We start from the raw sequence: 18,430 nt of genomic DNA on the forward strand, positions 1-18,430 counted from the left end.
GGAAGGCCTATGGCACATTGTCCGAATTGTGGGGGAGAGGTACGGTTCTCCATCGACAGTCAGGACCTGGCATGTCAGAACTGTCAGACCCATTTTGACCCGGTAACTTACAACAGAACCCCGGAAAGTATGGAGCAGGATGTTTATGAAACAAAGGTATTTACCTGCCCTAACTGTGGTGCGGAAATTGAGAGTACAGACTTATCGGCAACCGGTTTTTGTGCTTACTGCGGCTCCGCGGTAGTCTTTGAGAGTCGTATCAAGCAGGAGAAAAAACCGCAGAAAATCATCCCCTTTCAAATCACAAAGGAGCAATGTAAGGAGATATATCTGAAGAAGATTCGCTCCTTCTATTACAGGCAAAGAGATTTGGAAGATCCGGCCTATCTGGATCGCTTTGTAGGATTTTATCTGCCTTATTGGCTTTATAATTATCATTTCGGCGGAGAAATCAATTTAAAGGGTGACAGAAAATATGTCAGAGGCAATTATGTCATTATGGAAGACTATTCCTTAAGTGGAAAGTTGAAAGGAGAGGTGGAAGGCATCCCCTTCGATGCCTCCCTTCGTTTTGATGACAATATTTCCGCTGTCATTGCCCCGTTTTCCAGAGAAAAGATGAAAGAGTTCACGCCGAACTATCTCTTGGGATTTTATAGTGAAATTGCGGATACGGAATCTTCCGGGTATGAGAAGGAAGCCTTTTCCATGTTGGGAGAAGAATTGGGAAGATTTGTGACGGGAAGCAATGGATTCGGTACGGAAGATATAAGAATTCATGGAGGAATAAATCCCTATTCTTTAGAAAAAGAAATGACAGTCGGAAGAGGAATGTTTCCTATCTGGTTTTTGAGTTATAAAAAGAGAGACAGAATTGCTTATGCGGTAGTTAACGGGCAAACCGGAAAAATCTATTGTGATATCCCGATTGATGAACAGAAGTTTCAGAGGGCTTCCTTACTGATGGCTGTGCCCATTTTCCTTGTTTTAAACCTTTTTATCCAGATTTCGGCGGAAAGCTTACCTATCTATACTTTAGCGCTTTCTCTCTTTTTGATTTTCTTATCTCAGCTGCAAATGAAGAAAATTCAGGAGAGGGATAAAGAAGCTTTACGATATAGTAAGGAGCAGAAGAAGCAAGAAGAAACGGACAGGAAAAAGAGTGGAACTTCGTTTGCCTTACTAGCCCTTTTCCTTTCCGTAGCCATTTTAATCTGGCATCCGGTTCGGGATGAGTATTACTATATTGCGGCTGCTTTATCCGCTTTGGCATCGATTCTTTCTCTGAGAATGATGATTCGGAAATTTAATGTTTTGACGACGCGTGCGGTTCCCGATTTTTTTGAAAAGAAGGAGGAGTGATGATGAGGACAATCTTTAAGAGCCTTCTTTTTGCTCTTTTTCTTGGACTTTTCTCCATGGGAAAGGCCTATGCTTTGGATGTAAGTTCCTTCCTTTCTTCTTCTGTTTATGAAAATGAAAAAACGGGCTACACGGCTTATATTGATGATGAAGAGGACTTACTCAGCAGTTCGGAAGAAGAGAAGCTTGCTCAAAAATTAATTCCTTTGACGGAATACGGCAATGTGGCCTTTCTTTCAGGACGTGGGGAAAATGATGCGGCTTCCAATATTCGCGATTTTTACAAGGAAGTATTTTATGGAAAGAGCGGCCTGATTTTCTTTATTGATATGGGAAATAAAGAGATCCGCATTCAAAGCGGAGGAAACTTTTATAAAACCATTACAAGCAATGTGGCAAACAGCATTACGGACAATGTCTATGTTTTCGCAAGTAAAGGTGATTTTTATAAGACTGCGTCTCTTGCTTTCAGACAAGTGCAGGGAAAGATGGAAGGACGCTTTATTGCGACTCCGATGCGCTGGATCAGTAATTTCTTCCTGGCAATCTTCTTGGGACTGCTCTTTAACTTTACCATGCTTCTTCTATCCTGGAAGCAGAATAAAGCCGGCTCCCGGGCTGTACTTGGAGCACTTCAACCCAATATCACGCTGGAAGATCGTGAGGTTCTTATGACAAACCAAAGTAAGATGCGAATCAGCTCCGGCGGTGGAAGCGGAAGAAGTGGAGGAGGACGTTCTGGCGGAGGCTTTTCGGGAGGAGGATTCTCAGGCGGCGGACATTCCGGCGGATTTTCTTCCGGAGGCGGCGGACATCGTTTTTAGGATTCTGAGTTTGTGGCAAAAGATGTCTCGGGCTTCACCTGTGCGACATTAAAATCGAGGATTTAGCTATAGGAATAAACTATAGCTAAATCCTGTTTTTTTATATTTAGCAAAATCGGCTTCTTTAGTATATGCTATACCTACTTTAGACTTGTTTTTTAGTCGACTGTTCACTACTCTTGAGAATGGTTCATAAAGAAAAAGATACAGGAAGAAAAAAACAGAAAAACAGAAAAGTAAGGAGAACAAATATGCAAACATCGGTAATCGGATTTCCCAGAGTGGGAGCATTAAGAGCACTTAAGTTTACAACGGAGAAATTTTTTAAAGGATTGGTATCCGAGCAGGAGCTGGAGGCACTTGCAAAGGATATCCGAAAAAAGCAGTGGCTGAAAATGCAGGAAAAGGAAGTGGATTTTATTCCGTCCAACGATTTTTCTTTTTATGACAATTTCTTGGATGCCGCAGTGCTTTTTAATATCATTCCGGAGCGTTACAGAGAACTGTCTTTAAGTCCCTTAGAGAAGTATTTTGCAATGGCAAGAGGCTATAAGGGACCGGCTGGAGATGTGAAAGCGCTTGCGATGAAGAAGTGGTTCAATACAAACTATCACTACATGGTAGCGGAGATTTCCGATAAGGATGAGATTCGTCTTGCAGGAGATAAGCCTTTTAAAGAGTATGAAGAGGCGAAGGCTTTAGGGGTTGAGACGAAGCCTGTGGTTATCGGTCCCTTTACCTTATTAAAGCTTCTCCGCTATACCGAAAAGAAGACGGAGAAAGATTTCCTTCCTGAGGCGATTTCCGCTTACAAGGCCTATGTGGAAAAGTTTGCGTCTCTCGGTGCACAGTGGATTGCCTTTGATGAAGCGTATCTTGTAAGAGATTTGGATCAGGATGATCTTGCACTTTTTACTGCCTTATATAAAGAGATTCTTTCTGTAAAGGGCGAGACAAAGGTATTGTTACAGACTTACTTCGGCGATGTAAGAGACGCTTATGAAAGCATTTTGGCACTGCCCTTTGACGGTGTAGGCCTGGATTTTCTGGAAGGAAAAGAGACTCGTAATCTTCTTGCGAAGGGCTTTCCCAAGGATAAGCTTCTTTTTGCCGGCTTGATCAACGGAAAAAACATTTGGAAGAACCATTATGAAAAGACGGTAGAAACAGTAAAGGATTTGGAGAAAAAGGGCGTTTCCGTAGTGCTTGGCACCTCTTGCTCCTTACTGCATGTTCCCTATACCTTGGAGGGGGAAAATAAGCTTTCCGACGAGGTAAAGAGACATTTCAGCTTTGCGGTGGAGAAGCTTTCCGAGCTTTTGGATTTGAAGCATATCTTAGACGGGAAGGCAGGGGCGGAAGTCTTGGAGGAAAATAAGGTTCTCTTTGCCACAGCAAGACCGAACAGTGAAGATAAGGCGGTTAAGGAACGTTGCGCTGCCATTACCGATGCGGATTATACCAGACTTCCTGCCTTTTCCGAGAGAGAAAAGATTCAGAAGGAAGAATTTAAGCTTCCGCTTTTCCCGACCACAACCATCGGATCCTTCCCGCAGTCTGCGGATGTTCGCGAGAACAGAAATGCCTTTAAGAAGGGCGAGAAGTCCAAGGAAGAGTATGTTGCCTTTAATAAAGCAAAGATAGCTGAGTGGGTAAAGATTCAGGAAGAGTTGGATTTGGATGTTCTGGTGCACGGTGAGTTCGAAAGAAACGACATGGTGGAGTACTTTGGAGAGCTCTTAAGCGGCTTCTTGTTTACCGAGAAGGCTTGGGTACAGTCTTACGGAACCCGTTGTGTAAAGCCGCCTATCATCTGGGGAGATGTTCGAAGACTTTCCGCTATGACTGTGGAATGGTCCACTTATGCGCAGAGCTTAACGAAGCGCCCCATGAAGGGTATGCTTACCGGTCCGGTAACGATTTTAAACTGGTCTTTCCCGAGAGAGGATATCAGCATTGCGGAAAGCACCAAGCAGATTGCTTTGGCAATCCGGGATGAGGTCTTGGATTTAGAGAAGAACGGCATCAAAGTGATTCAGGTAGATGAAGCGGCTTTAAGAGAGAAGCTGCCTCTTCGTAAGTCCGACTGGTACAGTGAGTATTTGGATTGGGCTATTCCCGCCTTCCGTCTGGTACACAGCGGATGTCAGGCAGGGACGCAGATTCATACGCATATGTGCTACAGTGAGTTTACCGATATTATTAAGGCGATTGACAACATGGATGCGGACGTTATTTCCTTCGAGGCTTCCCGTTCCGACTTACTGATTTTGGATTCTTTGCGGGAGAACCATTTCCGTACGGAAGTAGGCCCGGGTGTATATGATATCCATTCTCCGAGAGTACCGTCCGTTGAGGAAATCAAAGAGGCACTCGGAAAGATGCTGAAGAAAATTGAAAAAGAAAAGCTCTGGGTCAATCCGGACTGCGGCTTAAAGACCAGAGGTAGAGAGGAAACCTTGGCAAGCTTGAAAAACCTTGTACAGGCGGCAAAGGAACTGAGAAATGAGTATTGTTGATTTATTTTCCCGAAAAACGGTTTTTTCCTTCGAGGTATTTCCGCCTCGAAGGAATGCTCCGATTGAAACCATCTATGAAACCTTATATGAGCTGCAGGATTTGCGCCCCGATTTTATTTCGGTAACTTACGGCGCGGGAGGTGGAGAGAACAAGCAAAGTACAATCTCCATCGCAGAGCATATCAAGAATATCTGCCATGTTCCCAGCGTGGTGCATTTTCCCTGCATCGGTTTAACAAAAGAAGATATATTGGATAAAATAGAGGAGTTTAAGAGTGCCGGGATTCAAAATATCCTGGCCTTACGTGGAGATATTCCCGAAGGCATGGAAAATCGAGGAGACTTCCGTTACGCTTCGGATTTAGTAGCTTTTCTGAAAGAGAACGGTGATTTTCGTATTTCTGCAGCCTGCTATCCGGAAGGACATATTGAAAACCCGGATAAGGTAGCGGACATTCGAAATTTGAAAACCAAGGTCGATGCCGGCGCAGAGTATCTGATTTCCCAGCTTTTCTTCGACAACGAATATTTTTATGATTTTCTTGAAAAATGTGATTTGGCGGGGATTTCAGTACCGATTGAGGCGGGAATCATGCCGGTCATTAACCGGCGCCAGGTTTTAAGGATGGCAGGCCTTTGCGGCGTCAAAATTCCGAAGAAATTTCAGAGAATTCTGGAAAAATATGAAGATAATTCGGTCGCCATGAGAGATGCCGGAATTGCCTATGCCGTAGATCAAATCGTGGACTTGCTGACGCATGGGGTAGATGGGGTACATCTTTACACGATGAACAATTCTTATATTGCCAGAGAAATTTATAAGGCAACACACAGCCTCTTCGACACCGGTGAAAAGGGAGAGAAAGAGGGAACAAGCGCTTCGGCCTAAAGGTCGAAGCCATATTTATGTAAAAGTTTTTTGGCCATTTCACAGTCCTCTCCCGTGTAGAACGAAAGCTGTAAGGCGCCTTCACCCTTTTCTCGGTTGTGATTGATGCCGATGTTACGGATACTGACCCTGTTGGAGGCCAGTATCGTGGAAATGATGGAAATGGCACCGGGATGATCCTGAACACGGATGGAGATGGCGTAGTCACTGTGAATCAGACCCTGTGCGCTGCTGTCCATGGAATTGCGATAGGTCCCCGATTCCCGGAAGAGTTCCTCGATTGCATGGGGCTCTTCTTTTTTTATGGAAGAGCGGATTTCTTCCAATTGTTGCATGTAAGCCTCTATCATTTCCAAAATCGGCTTTTTATTGCTGAGGCAAATCTGCTGCCACATGACGGGAGAAGAAGAGGCGATACGGCTGATGTCTTTGAAGCCTCCCGCTGCCAGCTTTTTCATACTGCCTTTTTCATCTTCTTTCTTTAAAAGCTTTACCAGACTTGCGGCAATCAAATGCGGAAGATGGCTTACACAGGCGACGGACCGGTCATGTTCCTCCGGACTCATGACAAAGGGAATACTACCGATAGAGGAAAGAAAAGTCTTCATTTTCTCCGTATTTTCCGAGGAAAAATCTTTTCCCGGTGTCAAGAGATAATAAGCATTTTCCAAAAGAAGAGCATCGGAAGCCTTATAGCCGGAAAGTTCCGCCCCGGCCATAGGATGCCCACCGCAAAATTGCGCCGAAATCCCCAACTTTTCCGCTTCCTCCATGATGGCGGTTTTGGTGGATCCTACATCACTTAAAAGGGTATGGGGGGAGAGCTGCTTTTTCAGTTTCTTTAAAAAGGAGCGGTTTTCTTCTACCGGAGCGCATAAAAACAGAAGATTGCAATCCTTCCCTATTTCTTCGAAACTTTTCAATTCTTGATTCACGATGCCTTCCGTTAAAGCGATTTGCACGGAAGAGCTGTCCTTATCCAAAACGGAAATATGCGTATCGGGATAGACTTTTTTGATGGCCTTTGCCAATGAACCCCCGATTAAGCCTAAGCCGAAGAAAGTGATATGATTCCACTCCATACTTTTACCCCTCTGATTTCTTTGAAATCAAGTCATTTTTAGACAAGATAGTATGATTACAAAACAGATCCTTGCAATCTTTTCAAATTATACATGAAAACTGCGAAGAGTGTACGTTTTTCAAGAAAAGCTTGCGTGCATTTTCATTTTATATTAGAATTGACTGCGAGTTTAGGGTAGAACTGTGCCCTTGTGGCTGTTTCCCGTATATAGATGATATTTAGGAGGATTTATGGTTTCTGCAGGTGATTTCAGAAATGGTATAACAATCGAGATGGATGGACAGGTAGTTCAGATTATTGAATTCCAGCACGTTAAGCCCGGTAAGGGGGCTGCTTTCGTCCGAACCAAGTTAAGAAATGTAATCAATGGCGGCGTGACAGATAAGACATTCAGACCGACCGAGAAGTTCCCGGCAGCCAGAATTGACAGAGTGGATATGCAGTATCTCTATGATGACGGAGAGATGTACAACTTCATGAACAATGAGACCTTTGAGCAGATTGCTCTTTCTCATGACCAGATTGCCGATTCCATGAAGTTTGTAAAGGAAAATGAAACTGTTAAAGTTGTTTCTTATCAGGGAAATGTATTCTCTGTAGAGCCTCCTTTGAAGGTTACCCTCGAAGTGGTACACACCGAGCCGGGCATCAAAGGAAACACTTCTACCGGTGCTACCAAGCCTGCTACCGTGGAAACAGGGGTAGAGGTTCAGGTACCTTTGTTTGTGAATATTGGAGACAAGATCATCATCTCCACACAGACAGGAGAATACGAGTCCAGAGCATAAGTCTTTTTATGCGGAGTGAGCGTCGCGCAAGGCTGTACGATGTCTCGTTTAGATAAGGAATAGACTTCCGATTCAGGAAGTCTTTTTCCATAATTGGGAAAAGAATAGAAAGGATTAGTATGGAAAGCGTAAAGAAGATTTTACAAAATGCCGTAGAACTTGCATTTGAGTCTGCCGGATATGAAAAGGAATTGGGAAAGGTTACGATTTCCAATCGTCCGGACCTTTGTGACTATCAGAGTAACGGCGCTTTAATCGGAGCGAAGAAATATCAGAAGAATCCGATTGAGCTGGCTGAGGATGTGCAGAAGTATTTGGAAGGAGATAAGGCGCTTTCCGTACCTTTATTCTCCAAGGTGGAAGTCGTTAAGCCGGGATTTTTGAATATGACTCTTTCTCCTGCATTCCTTGCAAAATACTGCGGTCTTATGGCTGAAGATGAGAAGCTCGGTTTAGACCCGAAAGAAGGACAGAAGGTGCTTGTGGACTACGGCGGAGCGAACGTGGCAAAGCCCCTCCATGTAGGACACCTCCGTTCCGCATCCATCGGAGAAGCCTTAAAGCGTCTGGCTATCCGTATGGGAAATGAAGCTGTGGGCGATGTGCACCTTGGTGACTTCGGTCTGCAGATGGGTCTTATCATTGGAGAACTGGAAGAAAGAGGAGAACTGGAAAAGGATTTTACCATTGGAGAACTGGAAGAAATCTATCCCTTTGCTTCCGCAAAAGCCAAAGAGAAGAATGCCGACGGCAGCTTAAAGAATGAAGAGTATGCGAACCGTGCAAAAGATATCACGGTAAGACTGCAGAAGGGCGAAGAAAAGTATAAGAAGGCTTGGGAAAAGATTATGAAGGTTTCCATTGCCGACTTAAAGAAAAATTATGATGCGCTGGATGTGCATTTTGAAATCTGGAAGGGCGAGTCCGATGCGGAGCCTTATTTCCCCAGACTCATTGAAATTTTGGAAGAGAAGGGGCTTTCCTATCGTTCGAACGGTGCGCTTGTCGTGGATATTGCAGAGCCGGGGGATAAGAAGGAGCTTCCTCCCTGTATGATTTTAAAGTCAGACGGAGCAAGCCTTTATGCAACTTCCGACCTCGGGACCATTATGGACAGAGAAAAGCTCTATCCGCAGAACTGGTATCTTTATGTGGCGGACAGCCGTCAGGAGCTGCACTATACTTCCTTCTTCCGTGTAGGAAGAAAGGCAGAGCTCCTTCCGAAGGAAACGAAGCTCACCTTCATGGGATTCGGAACCATGAACGGCAAGGACGGAAAGCCCTTTAAAACAAGAGATGGCGGCGTGCTTCGTTTAGAGAAGCTTATTGACGAGATTCGAGACTCCGTACTTTCCCGTATGGAGGAAGGAAAGGATACCGGACTCACAAGTGAAGAGAGACAGGAAACCGCAAAGGTTATTGCTCTTGCAGCCTTGAAGTACGGGGATCTTTCCAATCAGATTACGAAGGATTATATTTTCGACCTTGAGAAGTTCAGTGCTTTTGAAGGAAATACCGGTCCTTATATCCTTTATACCATCGTGCGTATTGCCTCTATTTTACGGAAATACGCCGAAGCGAACGGTGAGAGTTCTGCAGATACCGCAACTTGGATTGCAAACTACGGAAAGAACTATCCGATTCATTCCGAGGATGAGCCTTCTTTACTCGCTCTCGAGAAGCAGATTGTTGTTTTCTCCGATGAAATGAAGGATGCATGGAAGGAGCTGGCACCGCATAAGATCTGCGGATACATTTATGCCCTGGCAAACAGCTTCAATGCCTTCTACCACAATGTAAAGATTCTTGGGGAAGAGGATAAGGAAAAGCAGAAGAACTATATTGCTCACCTTGCACTGACTTGGAGAATATTGACCGACGCCATTCATGTGCTCGGATTCTCTGCACCGGAGAAGATGTAAAATGAAGTATTTTGTTATGAGCGATTTACACGGCTCTTCTTACTATACGAAGAAGGTATTGGATGTCTACCGGGCGGGAGACTATGAGAAGATTCTCCTCCTGGGCGATGTCCTCTACCACGGTCCGCGAAATGATTTGCCGAAGGACTATGCGCCGAAGGAAGTCATCAAAATGCTGAATCCTTTAAAAGACGAAATCTTTGCCGTTCGCGGAAACTGTGAGGCGGAAGTGGATCAGATGGTGCTGGACTTCCCGGTTATGGCGGATTACGCCCTTTTAGACTTGGGAGGAAGAAGCATTTTCTTAAGCCACGGGCATGTGTATAATCATGAAAGCTTTCCGTTAAGAAAGAACGGCGATGTCTTCTTACAGGGGCATACCCATCTTCCTGTTGCGGAGAAAAAGGAGCGGGACGGAAAGTTTTATTATCACTTAAATCCGGGTTCAGTGAGCCTCCCGAAGGAAGGAAACCCGAACAGCTACGGGGTGCTTACGGAGAAGGGCTTCACCATTTACACTTTGGACGGGGAAGTGGTGAAGGAAGTGGAGTTTTAATAAGGAAAAGTAAGTCACGTTTCATGAAAAAGCTTCAATAGCAAGTAAAAACGCTAGGTTTCAAGCCGTTCTTGGATTAATTCCTAGCGTTTTTTAATCGTGGACCTGATGGGAGTCGAACCCATGTCCGAAAACGAATTCCCTTTCCTTCTACTATCATAGTACACTTCAAGATTCCCCACATATAAAAGCTGTGCACTTCTTTTATAAGCCGGTATCCTCTACATACGCCCGAGCATGGGAGGAACCATACACGTCGTTTCTCACATAGATGAGGTCAGGTTCTTCTCCTGTGAGTGAGAGAAGGCTGGCCAGCAGCGCTTAGGCTGCTAATGCGTAACTATTATCGTTAGCGTTTAATTTTAGGTTTGAAGTTTAACGCGACTTCTTTCGGATAGCTTCTAAAGCTGCATCGTCCCCGTCGAAACCGGTACAAGCCCTTAGACAGCTTTTATTTTACGGGGAAAAGAAGGATTTGTAAAGAAGCTTGTGCATTCTCTGATTACCCATCCTGTGCTCTCTTATTGTCCATCCGTCATTTCTTTTTTCAAGTACGCTGTTTTAAAAGAGAGAATTCATCATTTTGAAAGAAAATGATTCGAATGGGAGGGAGATTTTGGCGGATATTTCTCTCGCTTTTAAGGAATAGTCGAATCACATTTCCATTATAACCAAATCTGCAATTTCACCTCCTTTTTCCGAAAATTCGTGTTACAATATAGATTGTTAAATATATAACCATTATATTTTGCATCTTTTTTTTAGAAAAATGATGCGGAAAAGAATCTAACAAGTTGGGAAAAGAGTTTTAAGGAGAATGAAAATGAAAATGCTTAGAGAAATGAGAAATCCGTTGAAATATGTTCAGGGAAGAGATGCATTGCTTTCTTTCTGTAAGGAAACAGAGTATATGGGAAAAAATTATCTCTTTGTCTGTTCTCATAGCTCCTATGAAGCTTGTCATGACAAGTTGGAAAAAAGCTTTGAAGGAACGGATAAAACTCGTTACTATGAGATTTTCGGCGGCATTTCCAGTGAGTCCGAGATTGCCAGAATGCGGAAAATCGTACAGGAAAACAGCATTGATACTGTTGTCGGAGTAGGGGGCGGTTCCGCTGTGGATACGGCGAAGGCAACAGCCTTTTATGAGAAAAAGCAGATTGTCATCATTCCGACGGTAGTGGCTACGGATGCTCCCTGTACCGGTCTTTCCGTAATCTATCATGATGACGGATCTTTCAAAGAATATCTTTTCTATCCGACGAATCCGGACTGTGTTTTGGTAGACAGCACCGTAATTGCCCATGCCCCGGTTCGTTTCTTAATTGCCGGAATGGGAGATGCCCTTGGAACTTATTTTGAGGGAAGAGCTTCTCTTCGTACCGAGTCTCCCAGCTTGGAAAATGCCGGTATTCCCGGTGCAGGAATGGTTTTGGCGAAGTATTGTTATGAGAATCTGAAGAAGTTCGGAGAAGCAGCCATTGTAGCCTGTGAAAATCACGTGGTTACCAAGGCTTTGGACAATATCATTGAGGCTTGCGTCTATCTCTCCGGCGTAGGTGCGGATAATGTTAATGTTGCCGCAGCGCATTCCTTCTACAACGGTCTTACCTCCCTCGGCGGACACAGTGCTCCGCACGGAAATTGTGTCGCCTTCGGTACACTGGTACAGCTTTGTCTGGAAGGAGTTAAGAAGGAAGAATTTGAAGAAGTGCAGGACTTCTGTGTTGCTGTAGGTCTGCCTATAACCTTGGAAGAGCTCGGAAATTTCTCCGATCAGGATTTACACACTATTGCAAAAAATGCCTGCATTCCCGGAGAAACCATTCATAACCTAGCAGGGGATGTTACGGAAACGGAGCTTTATGATGCAATCATTGCCGCAGACGCTCTTGGCAGAAAGAGAAAAGGAAGCTGCTAAGGAGAAACTCAAATTTTCCGCAGTCCATTTCTATCGCGAATATCGCGGTGGAAATGGATTTTTTTCATGGACTTTAGCCAGTATCGGAGCTGACATTTGAAAAATGTTAGCTCTGATACAAAAAACCACCCGCTATGCGGGTGGGAAACACTTGTTATACAAAAATCACCTTTCCTAATACAATAAAGTTGTTCAAGCTATATTGCAGAAAAGGAAGGTGATTTTATGGCGAAGAAAGAATATGCATTAGCACATACGAAATGGATGTGTAAATATCATATTGTCTTCACACCGAAGTATAGGCGAAAAATAATATATTATCAATATAAGTCAGATATTCGGGATATTATCAAGCAACTCTGCGCCTTTAAAGGAGTGGAGATTATAGAAGGGCATTTAATGCCGGACCATGTACACATTCTGGTTAGTATTCCACCTAAGATTAGCGTTTCTTCTTTTATGGGCTATTTAAAGGGAAAAAGTGCTTTGATGATATTTGATAAACACGCAAATCTTAAATACAAATTTGGGAACAGACATTTCTGGGCCGAAGGCTATTATGTCAGTACAGTAGGTTTAAATGAAGCCACAATAAAAAAGTATATCCAAGATCAAGAAAAACACGATATAGCTTTGGATAAACTAAGTGTTAAAGAATATGAAGACCCTTTTAAGGGTTAAAGTGCAGTAGTAACAATACCCCTTTATGGGGTAGCGACGAGTCAAACGCAATATGGCTTGAATGGAGCTGTGGGAAGGTGCAAAGCAAACTTCCCATAGCCCAAAATGAAAGCCAGCGCCTTTAGACGCTGGCCAGTAGCAGGGGCTTATAGCCCCGAGCAAACCACCCGTTTGACGGGTGGTAGTGATTCTTGTCGAGAATGGGAATTATCTTCGGAATAAGTATTGCGATTACGAAATGAGACAAGAAATATCTTCCGGATATGTACGGCAATCCCAAAATGTGAAAAGAAATATCTTCCGGATAGCACTTGCTATAAGGAATAAAGATAAACTATAATGAAAACGATTTTGTGCAAGTGAATGCTTCCACTGGATTGCCGTTGGACGAACTGAAGAAAAGGGGAAAGAAAAATGAATCATGAGAAGATTCTCGTTTTGGATTTTGGTGGACAGTACAACCAGTTGATTGCCCGTAGAGTAAGAGACGAAGGGGTTTATGCAGAGGTTTACAGTTCCGACATTGGCATAGAGAAGATTAAGGAATTAAGTCCCAAGGGAATTATCTTCACCGGGGGACCTCAGTCCGTGTACAAAGAGGAAAGCCAGCATATCGGAAAAGAAATTTTCGAGCTGGGCATCCCCATTTTCGGCTTCTGCTATGGAGCACAGCTCATTGCCTATGAGCTTGGGGGAGAGGTGGCTACCGCCCCTGTCAGCGAATATGGAAAGACGGAAACTCATGTGGAGAAGTCCTCCGTGCTTTTCTCCGATGTTTCGGAGGAGACCACCGTTTTCATGTCCCACACCGACTATATTGCCAAGGTGCCGGAGGGCTTTACCATTACCGCCCATACGGAGCATTGCCCTGTTGCGGGAATGGAAGACGTGAAGAGACAGATTTATGCGGTGCAGTTCCACCCGGAGGTACAGCATAGCGTGGAAGGGCAGAAGATGATTCATCATTTTCTTTATGACGTCTGCAAATGTACCGGAGACTGGAAAATGGCGTCCTTCGTAGAGGAGCAGGTTTCCCTTTTGAAAAATAAAATCGGATCCGGCAAGGTACTTTTAGCCCTTTCCGGCGGTGTGGACAGCTCCGTTGCAGCAGGGCTTCTTTCCAGAGCCATCGGAAAGCAGCTGTACTGCGTGTTCGTGGACCACGGCCTTCTTCGGAAAAATGAAGGAGATCAGGTGGAGGAAATCTTCGGCGAAAAGGGAGATTTCGAGTTAAACTTCGTCCGTGTCAATGCAGGAGAAGAGTATTTTGAGAAATTAGCCGGGGTGGAAGATCCGGAGAAGAAGAGAAAAATTATCGGAGAGCAGTTTATCCGTATCTTTGAGCGTGAGGCAAATAAAATCGGAACAGTGGACTTTCTTGCCCAGGGAACCATTTATGCCGACGTGGTGGAATCAGGCCTTGGAAAGGGCGCAGTGATTAAGTCTCATCACAATGTGGGCGGACTCCCCAAGAACATTTCCTTTAAAGAAATCGTAGAGCCCTTGCGTCTTCTTTTTAAGGACGAGGTGCGAAAGGTAGGACTGGAGCTTGGTCTTCCGGAACACTTGGTTTATCGTCAGCCCTTCCCGGGACCGGGACTTGGGGTAAGAATCATCGGAGAGGTGACGCCTGAGAAGGTTCGCATGGTACAGGATGCGGACTTCATTTACCGTGAAGAAATCGAGAAGGCGGGACTTTCCCGTTCCTACAGCCAGTATTTTGCCGCCCTCACCAATATGCGCTCCGTGGGGGTTATGGGAGACTTCCGTACCTATGACTATGCGGTGGCGCTCCGCGCGGTGATTACCGATGACTTTATGACCGCAGAATGTGCGGATATCCCCTTTAGCGTACTCCAGAGAGTAATGAATCGAATCGTGAATGAGGTAAAGGGAGTGAACAGGGTGTTCTATGATTTGACATCCAAGCCACCAGGAACGATTGAGATGGAATAGCAGAAGCAAATATGTTTCTGTTTTAAAATGCCTGAAAATACAGGTATTGAGCGTTTTTGAAGTGGTGAAATTCTCTAAATGATACTGTTTTGATACTAAAAAGCTGAAAAAGCATGTCTGAAAGGGAGTTGTTGAATTAAGCGAGCTTTACGAGCGATACTTATTGACCGAAGGGCAATAAGGTAGGAGATCATAGAAAGCCTTCCATCATTTTGATGGGAGGCTTTTGTGGAAAATAGCGGGTGATAAATTTGAATTTGAAAGAGATAAGGATATGGAGAAAGAATAATGAGCAAAATTACAGATAGATAGGATTATATTCTTCACCAGTTTCGAAGAACTTGGAATAAGAAGAGCGAAAATTACTGCATAGAACGAATCTATAATAAAATTGACAATCCAGATTTAAAATTCGTAACACAACAAATGTTCAGGCGTAAAGAAAACAAAATAGCCTTAGCAGATTTATACTTTCCGCAACTAAATTTATCGGTTGAGATTGACGAAGATCACCATAAGACGCAAGAAGAATTGGATAAAGAACGTACTGCAGACATTCTTAAGAAGATGCGGAGTCTGGAAAACGTGGTTGAATTTGAACCAGAGGAATTAAGAATAAATGCTGAGTTCAGTCAAACGCTTGAATCACTAAACGCACAAATTGATAAAGTTGTTGAACTTATTAAAGAACGAATCAATAAACTTACTAAACCATTAGAGTGGGAAGATATCATCAAAACTGCAGATCAAGTAAAAGCTGAAGGTAAAGATATATTCGATGGCAAGATTGCATTGAGGACAATCCAAGAAGTGTCGGAGTTATTTGACAAGGGATATCACGGTACGCAGAGGTGTTACTTCGAAAAGTCGAAAGGATCTAATATATGGATTTGGTGTCCGAAGCTCAAGTTAGAGGATGTAATTCAAAGAGTACCTTATAATAATGAAATATCTCTTGACGGAAACACAATCTACGAATCAACAAAGGAAAACGCTAATGAATTTGTTGAGGCAGTCTTACAAAAGCCAGAGGCAGATCAGAAAAGAATCGTTTTCCCATATTATAAAATGGAATCTGGAGAAATGGCATATGTATTTAAGGGTATATATGTATTGGATTCAGAAAAGACAAGAGAAATACAAAAGAGAGTCTGGGTAAGAGAATCAAAATGCATTTCTTTAAATCTTTCCAAATAACAAATCTCAGTTTGTTTAAATCATAGAGCAACTTAAGGAGGAGGGTGCGGACATAAATCTGGACTACCATAGGGCTCCGAAAGGAGCCTATTTGTGTATTCAAAACAACAAAAAGAAATCGCACTTAAACTATATCATCAGACAGAATCTGTATCAGAGACAGTAAGGATATTGGGATATCCTACTAGAAAGAATCTATATAACTGGGTTTATGAAGAAAAATATCCTACTAAGGCTCGGGAGGATTATCCGATTGTTGACTATCCACCAGATCATCCAAGAAACTCTCCATTGCAGGTTAAATTAGATGCAATCCATCGTTGCTATGAGCTTGGTGAAAATATAAAATATTACGCAAACTGGAATTATCCAAAAGCAGCTATTATGATCAAGAAAAGGTACTTGGGCAAGTTGATAAATATGAAAATGTAAGAAACAAGATAATAACATTGCTCAATGAGAACAAGCACAGATATGGATATAGACGTATTCATGCTTTACTAAAAAGGGAAAACATCATAATTTCAGAGAAGATCGTTCGAAGAATAATGAATGAAGAACATCTTACTGTAAAAATCAAAAAGACACATAAATATAATTCTTATAAAGGTGAAATATCACCAGCTGTAGGAAATATAATAAATAGAAATTTTTCAGCAGAGAAACCAAATGAGAAATGTTTAACTGATATAACGGAATTTGCCATTCCTGCCGGAAAGGTCTATTTATCCCCCATTGTAGATTGTTTCGATGGACTTCTGGTAATAGAGTAAAGATTTTGTCAGTTGATAAAGAAATAAAAAGAGAGTAATCATTAACCCTTTGATACAATGGTTTCGACAAAAAAACTATGCAAAGGAGATTACTCTCATGGATATTGTAGCACTATTAGAGGTTTTGGTAAAAGGATTACTTGATGCAGAGGAGGATGACACAGATGAGCAAGATCAGGATTGAAAAGGTAAGCATCACTGATGCCGGGACAGATTGCATTGTGAATGCTGCCAACGAGCATCTTCAGGGCAGTAGCGGCGTCTGCGGAGCAATCTTCAAAGCAGCCGAATGGAACCAGCTGCAGAAGACGTGTGATGCGATAGGGTATTGTGATACAGGCAGCACGGCAGTCACGCCGGCGTTCAATCTGGACGCCAAATACATCATTCATGCGGTCGGCCCGGTCTGGATGGATGACAATCATAAAGAGACGCAGAAACTTTACGGCTGCTATCAGGCCTCTCTGAAACTTGCCATGGAAAACGAATGCCATTCCATCGCGTTCCCTCTGATCTCCGCCGGGATTTTCGGGTATCCCAAGGACAAAGCCTGGAGGAAAGCGCTGCAGGCCTGCAACGACTTTATCGCTAAGAATTCGAACTATGATATCGTCATTCTCTTTGCGGTTCTGGATGACAAGATCCTTCAACTTGGTAAGGAAGAATTGCAGCGGCAAGCACTGGAGGTGATGTAATGAATTATAAGAACGCAGGCTTCAGAGCCTTCTATCATCACTTCACAGCGATTCCGCTGAAGGAAATGCTGAAAACATCTGTGAAAGATTTTTCCGGAGCGGACAAAGCAAACTGTATCCTGACTTACGGGTACATTGATCAACAATGCGGTCTTACCATGGAAATCCTCGCGGTCGGCGAAGAGAGCAAAAACGGTTTCAGATTTTATGACGGTAATGATACAATCCGATCTTTCATCCGCATCGGCGCTGTAGCGGAAGATGAATTTTCATTCTTTGACGATGAGGATGGAACTCTCGCAAAAAGGTATGCCGATAAGCTTGAGATGCTCCACCATTACGATGCATCCGAAGAGGTTGAGAAGACCAGAGAGATGAGCTTTCTTGACGGGAGCAGACACGAGTATTTTGTTGATGATGTGCTCGTGTATCTGATGAAGGACGGTCTAAAGCCGGAAGGGTGCTGGACGCGGATCACTGGTCTTGGAGATCATTGGATTATGGGAACACTCCTCAATGAACCGGATCAGAATTTCGGATATCATAAGGGCGAAACGATTGCATTTTTCGTGCAGGAGACAGATGAAAAGAAGGTAATCTGTTATTCTGATATGAATCCGAGTCAGAAGATCACAGCAGCGAATCTGGAAGATGGAAGTATGTTGGAAGAGGCTGTCACTGCCTTCAACAACGAGCGCACAGAGCCGCACCTGATTGACATTCTGGAGATACTTCGCGACAGCTATGTCTGGATTCCTTGTAACGCTGTCCTGAGCGATGAGGACCAGAAATACTGGAATGATATCGCTCAGAAGGTGACCGACGATCTCGACGCAGACCCTGCCGAACTTATTGGGAAAGAATTCAAAACGGTTGGTGCGACGAGAATGATTCCGGATATCCTGCAGAACGGAGAGCAGTTCTTCTTCCCGATCTTCACCACTACGGAAGCCATGGGTGGGTGAGTACGGGGACAATTTCTCAAAAGTGCAGAGACACATGCTGGAAGTGATTCCTCTTGCCAGGAATAACGAAAAGGATCTTGCCGGCATCGTACTGAATGCCTTTACCGAGCCTTTTGTACTGGATAAAGAGATATGGGACATCGTGGAGAACATGAAGTCCCGCATCGAGGAATAACTGCAATTCTCAATGGGAAGATGGAGAAAACTCTCTGTCTTCCCATTCTTAAAAAGCGGCTCCGCTGCTTAGCTCATTACCGGAGAAATCCGGTGATGTCGAAGGGGGTTGGGGCGCTTCCCC

Annotated in this window: 17 protein-coding genes, 1 other RNA gene and 1 pseudogene; 17 read left to right on the forward strand and 2 right to left on the reverse strand. The window is 43.7% G+C overall.

The genetic code is table 11. The features are described 5' to 3' along the window. Positions 1-9: 9 nt before the first annotated feature. The 4 genes from HMPREF9124_RS05820 (at position 10) to metF (ending at position 5,594) form a co-directional block, all read left to right on the forward strand. Positions 10-1,362 carry a zinc ribbon domain-containing protein gene (locus HMPREF9124_RS05820; protein WP_009428435.1) on the forward strand — a complete coding sequence of 451 codons (1,353 nt, stop codon included), beginning with the start codon at positions 10-12 and terminating at the stop codon, positions 1,360-1,362. Continuing rightward, positions 1,362-2,186: a TPM domain-containing protein gene (locus HMPREF9124_RS05825; RefSeq protein WP_009427953.1), complete on the forward strand. Its 825-nt coding sequence runs from the start codon at positions 1,362-1,364 to the stop codon at positions 2,184-2,186. Before HMPREF9124_RS05820 ends, HMPREF9124_RS05825 begins: the two co-directional genes overlap by 1 nt. A 251-nt stretch (positions 2,187-2,437) precedes the next feature. Continuing rightward, entirely contained in the window at positions 2,438-4,705 is a 2,268-nt protein-coding gene (gene metE, locus HMPREF9124_RS05830; protein WP_009428310.1) for a 5-methyltetrahydropteroyltriglutamate--homocysteine S-methyltransferase, read from the forward strand. After that, complete coding sequence (gene metF / locus HMPREF9124_RS05835; RefSeq protein ID WP_009428563.1) at positions 4,692-5,594, forward strand: methylenetetrahydrofolate reductase [NAD(P)H]; 903 nt, start codon at positions 4,692-4,694, stop codon at positions 5,592-5,594. Before metE ends, metF begins: the two co-directional genes overlap by 14 nt. Here metF and HMPREF9124_RS05840 read toward each other — a convergent pair. Further along, positions 5,591-6,676, reverse strand: a complete 1,086-nt coding sequence (locus tag HMPREF9124_RS05840; protein WP_009428080.1) for a prephenate dehydrogenase — start codon at positions 6,674-6,676, stop codon at positions 5,591-5,593. The genes metF and HMPREF9124_RS05840 overlap by 4 nt on opposite strands. Positions 6,677-6,908: 232 nt before the next feature. Here HMPREF9124_RS05840 and efp point away from each other — a divergent pair, with 232 nt between their 5' ends. The 3 genes from efp to yfcE all read left to right on the forward strand — a co-directional run bounded on the left by efp (position 6,909) and on the right by yfcE (position 9,944). Continuing rightward, positions 6,909-7,466, forward strand: a complete 558-nt coding sequence (efp, locus tag HMPREF9124_RS05845; protein ID WP_009429426.1) for an elongation factor P — start codon at positions 6,909-6,911, stop codon at positions 7,464-7,466. 119 nt (positions 7,467-7,585) lie between these two features. Beyond that, entirely contained in the window at positions 7,586-9,388 is a 1,803-nt protein-coding gene (gene argS / locus HMPREF9124_RS05850; protein ID WP_009429925.1) for an arginine--tRNA ligase, read from the forward strand. Between the two features lies 1 nt (position 9,389). Then, positions 9,390-9,944, forward strand: coding sequence for a phosphodiesterase (gene yfcE / locus HMPREF9124_RS05855; RefSeq protein ID WP_009428283.1), 555 nt, complete (start codon positions 9,390-9,392; stop codon positions 9,942-9,944). A gap of 97 nt (positions 9,945-10,041) precedes the next feature. Here yfcE and ssrA read toward each other — a convergent pair. Then, positions 10,042-10,384, reverse strand: a transfer-messenger RNA (tmRNA) gene (ssrA, locus tag HMPREF9124_RS11680). A 383-nt stretch (positions 10,385-10,767) separates the two neighbouring features. Here ssrA and HMPREF9124_RS05860 point away from each other — a divergent pair. The 10 genes and pseudogenes from HMPREF9124_RS05860 (at position 10,768) to HMPREF9124_RS12050 (ending at position 18,307) form a co-directional block, all read left to right on the forward strand. Then, a complete protein-coding gene (locus tag HMPREF9124_RS05860; protein WP_009428871.1) occupies positions 10,768-11,865 on the forward strand; it encodes a glycerol dehydrogenase in 1,098 nt (365 codons plus the stop codon). 225 nt (positions 11,866-12,090) lie between these two features. Then, the gene (tnpA, locus tag HMPREF9124_RS05865; protein WP_007156859.1) at positions 12,091-12,546 is read left to right on the forward strand and encodes an IS200/IS605 family transposase; all 456 of its coding nucleotides are present in this window, start codon (positions 12,091-12,093) and stop codon (positions 12,544-12,546) included. Between the two features lie 414 nt (positions 12,547-12,960). Then, complete coding sequence (gene guaA, locus HMPREF9124_RS05870; RefSeq protein WP_009427856.1) at positions 12,961-14,502, forward strand: glutamine-hydrolyzing GMP synthase; 1,542 nt, start codon at positions 12,961-12,963, stop codon at positions 14,500-14,502. A 318-nt stretch (positions 14,503-14,820) separates the two neighbouring features. Beyond that, positions 14,821-15,699, forward strand: a complete 879-nt coding sequence (locus HMPREF9124_RS05875; RefSeq protein ID WP_330367763.1) for an AbaSI family restriction endonuclease — start codon at positions 14,821-14,823, stop codon at positions 15,697-15,699. A gap of 93 nt (positions 15,700-15,792) precedes the next feature. Then, positions 15,793-16,131 (forward strand): hypothetical protein, encoded by a 339-nt coding sequence (locus tag HMPREF9124_RS12270; protein ID WP_036597661.1) that lies wholly within the window; start codon positions 15,793-15,795, stop codon positions 16,129-16,131. Between the two features lie 17 nt (positions 16,132-16,148). Further along, positions 16,149-16,223 (forward strand): annotated as a pseudogene (locus tag HMPREF9124_RS12935) (hypothetical protein); the annotation flags it as partial. A gap of 24 nt (positions 16,224-16,247) precedes the next feature. Continuing rightward, positions 16,248-16,472: a hypothetical protein gene (locus HMPREF9124_RS12665; RefSeq protein ID WP_330367697.1), complete on the forward strand. Its 225-nt coding sequence runs from the start codon at positions 16,248-16,250 to the stop codon at positions 16,470-16,472. 164 nt (positions 16,473-16,636) lie between these two features. Continuing rightward, entirely contained in the window at positions 16,637-17,167 is a 531-nt protein-coding gene (locus tag HMPREF9124_RS05890; protein WP_009428209.1) for a macro domain-containing protein, read from the forward strand. Further along, on the forward strand, positions 17,167-18,132 hold the full coding sequence (locus HMPREF9124_RS05895; RefSeq protein ID WP_009428718.1) for an SseB family protein: 966 nt from the start codon (positions 17,167-17,169) through the stop codon (positions 18,130-18,132). The genes HMPREF9124_RS05890 and HMPREF9124_RS05895 overlap by 1 nt, the downstream gene beginning before the upstream one ends. After that, positions 18,125-18,307, forward strand: coding sequence for a hypothetical protein (locus tag HMPREF9124_RS12050; protein WP_083816305.1), 183 nt, complete (start codon positions 18,125-18,127; stop codon positions 18,305-18,307). The genes HMPREF9124_RS05895 and HMPREF9124_RS12050 overlap by 8 nt, the downstream gene beginning before the upstream one ends. The last annotated feature ends 123 nt before the right edge of the window (positions 18,308-18,430 follow it).

Origin of the sequence: Oribacterium sp. oral taxon 108 str. F0425 (assembly GCF_000214455.1) — a bacterium.
GTDB classification, from domain to species: Bacteria; Bacillota; Clostridia; order Lachnospirales; family Lachnospiraceae; genus Oribacterium; species Oribacterium asaccharolyticum.

What these genes read in the sequence shown, in the direction of transcription:
- metE (WP_009428310.1), top strand. Translation starts at nt 2,438, where the DNA reads ATGCAAACATCGGTAATCGGATTTCCCAGAGTGGGAGCATTAAGAGCA.
- argS (WP_009429925.1), top strand. Translation starts at nt 7,586, where the DNA reads ATGGAAAGCGTAAAGAAGATTTTACAAAATGCCGTAGAACTTGCATTT.
- metF (WP_009428563.1), top strand. Translation starts at nt 4,692, where the DNA reads ATGAGTATTGTTGATTTATTTTCCCGAAAAACGGTTTTTTCCTTCGAG.
- HMPREF9124_RS05820 (WP_009428435.1), top strand. Translation starts at nt 10, where the DNA reads ATGGCACATTGTCCGAATTGTGGGGGAGAGGTACGGTTCTCCATCGAC.
- guaA (WP_009427856.1), top strand. Translation starts at nt 12,961, where the DNA reads ATGAATCATGAGAAGATTCTCGTTTTGGATTTTGGTGGACAGTACAAC.
- HMPREF9124_RS05860 (WP_009428871.1), top strand. Translation starts at nt 10,768, where the DNA reads ATGAAAATGCTTAGAGAAATGAGAAATCCGTTGAAATATGTTCAGGGA.
- HMPREF9124_RS05840 (WP_009428080.1), bottom strand. Translation starts at nt 6,676, where the DNA reads ATGGAGTGGAATCATATCACTTTCTTCGGCTTAGGCTTAATCGGGGGT.
- efp (WP_009429426.1), top strand. Translation starts at nt 6,909, where the DNA reads ATGGTTTCTGCAGGTGATTTCAGAAATGGTATAACAATCGAGATGGAT.
- tnpA (WP_007156859.1), top strand. Translation starts at nt 12,091, where the DNA reads ATGGCGAAGAAAGAATATGCATTAGCACATACGAAATGGATGTGTAAA.
- HMPREF9124_RS05890 (WP_009428209.1), top strand. Translation starts at nt 16,637, where the DNA reads ATGAGCAAGATCAGGATTGAAAAGGTAAGCATCACTGATGCCGGGACA.
- HMPREF9124_RS05825 (WP_009427953.1), top strand. Translation starts at nt 1,362, where the DNA reads ATGATGAGGACAATCTTTAAGAGCCTTCTTTTTGCTCTTTTTCTTGGA.
- HMPREF9124_RS05895 (WP_009428718.1), top strand. Translation starts at nt 17,167, where the DNA reads ATGAATTATAAGAACGCAGGCTTCAGAGCCTTCTATCATCACTTCACA.
- HMPREF9124_RS12665 (WP_330367697.1), top strand. Translation starts at nt 16,248, where the DNA reads ATGAATGAAGAACATCTTACTGTAAAAATCAAAAAGACACATAAATAT.
- yfcE (WP_009428283.1), top strand. Translation starts at nt 9,390, where the DNA reads ATGAAGTATTTTGTTATGAGCGATTTACACGGCTCTTCTTACTATACG.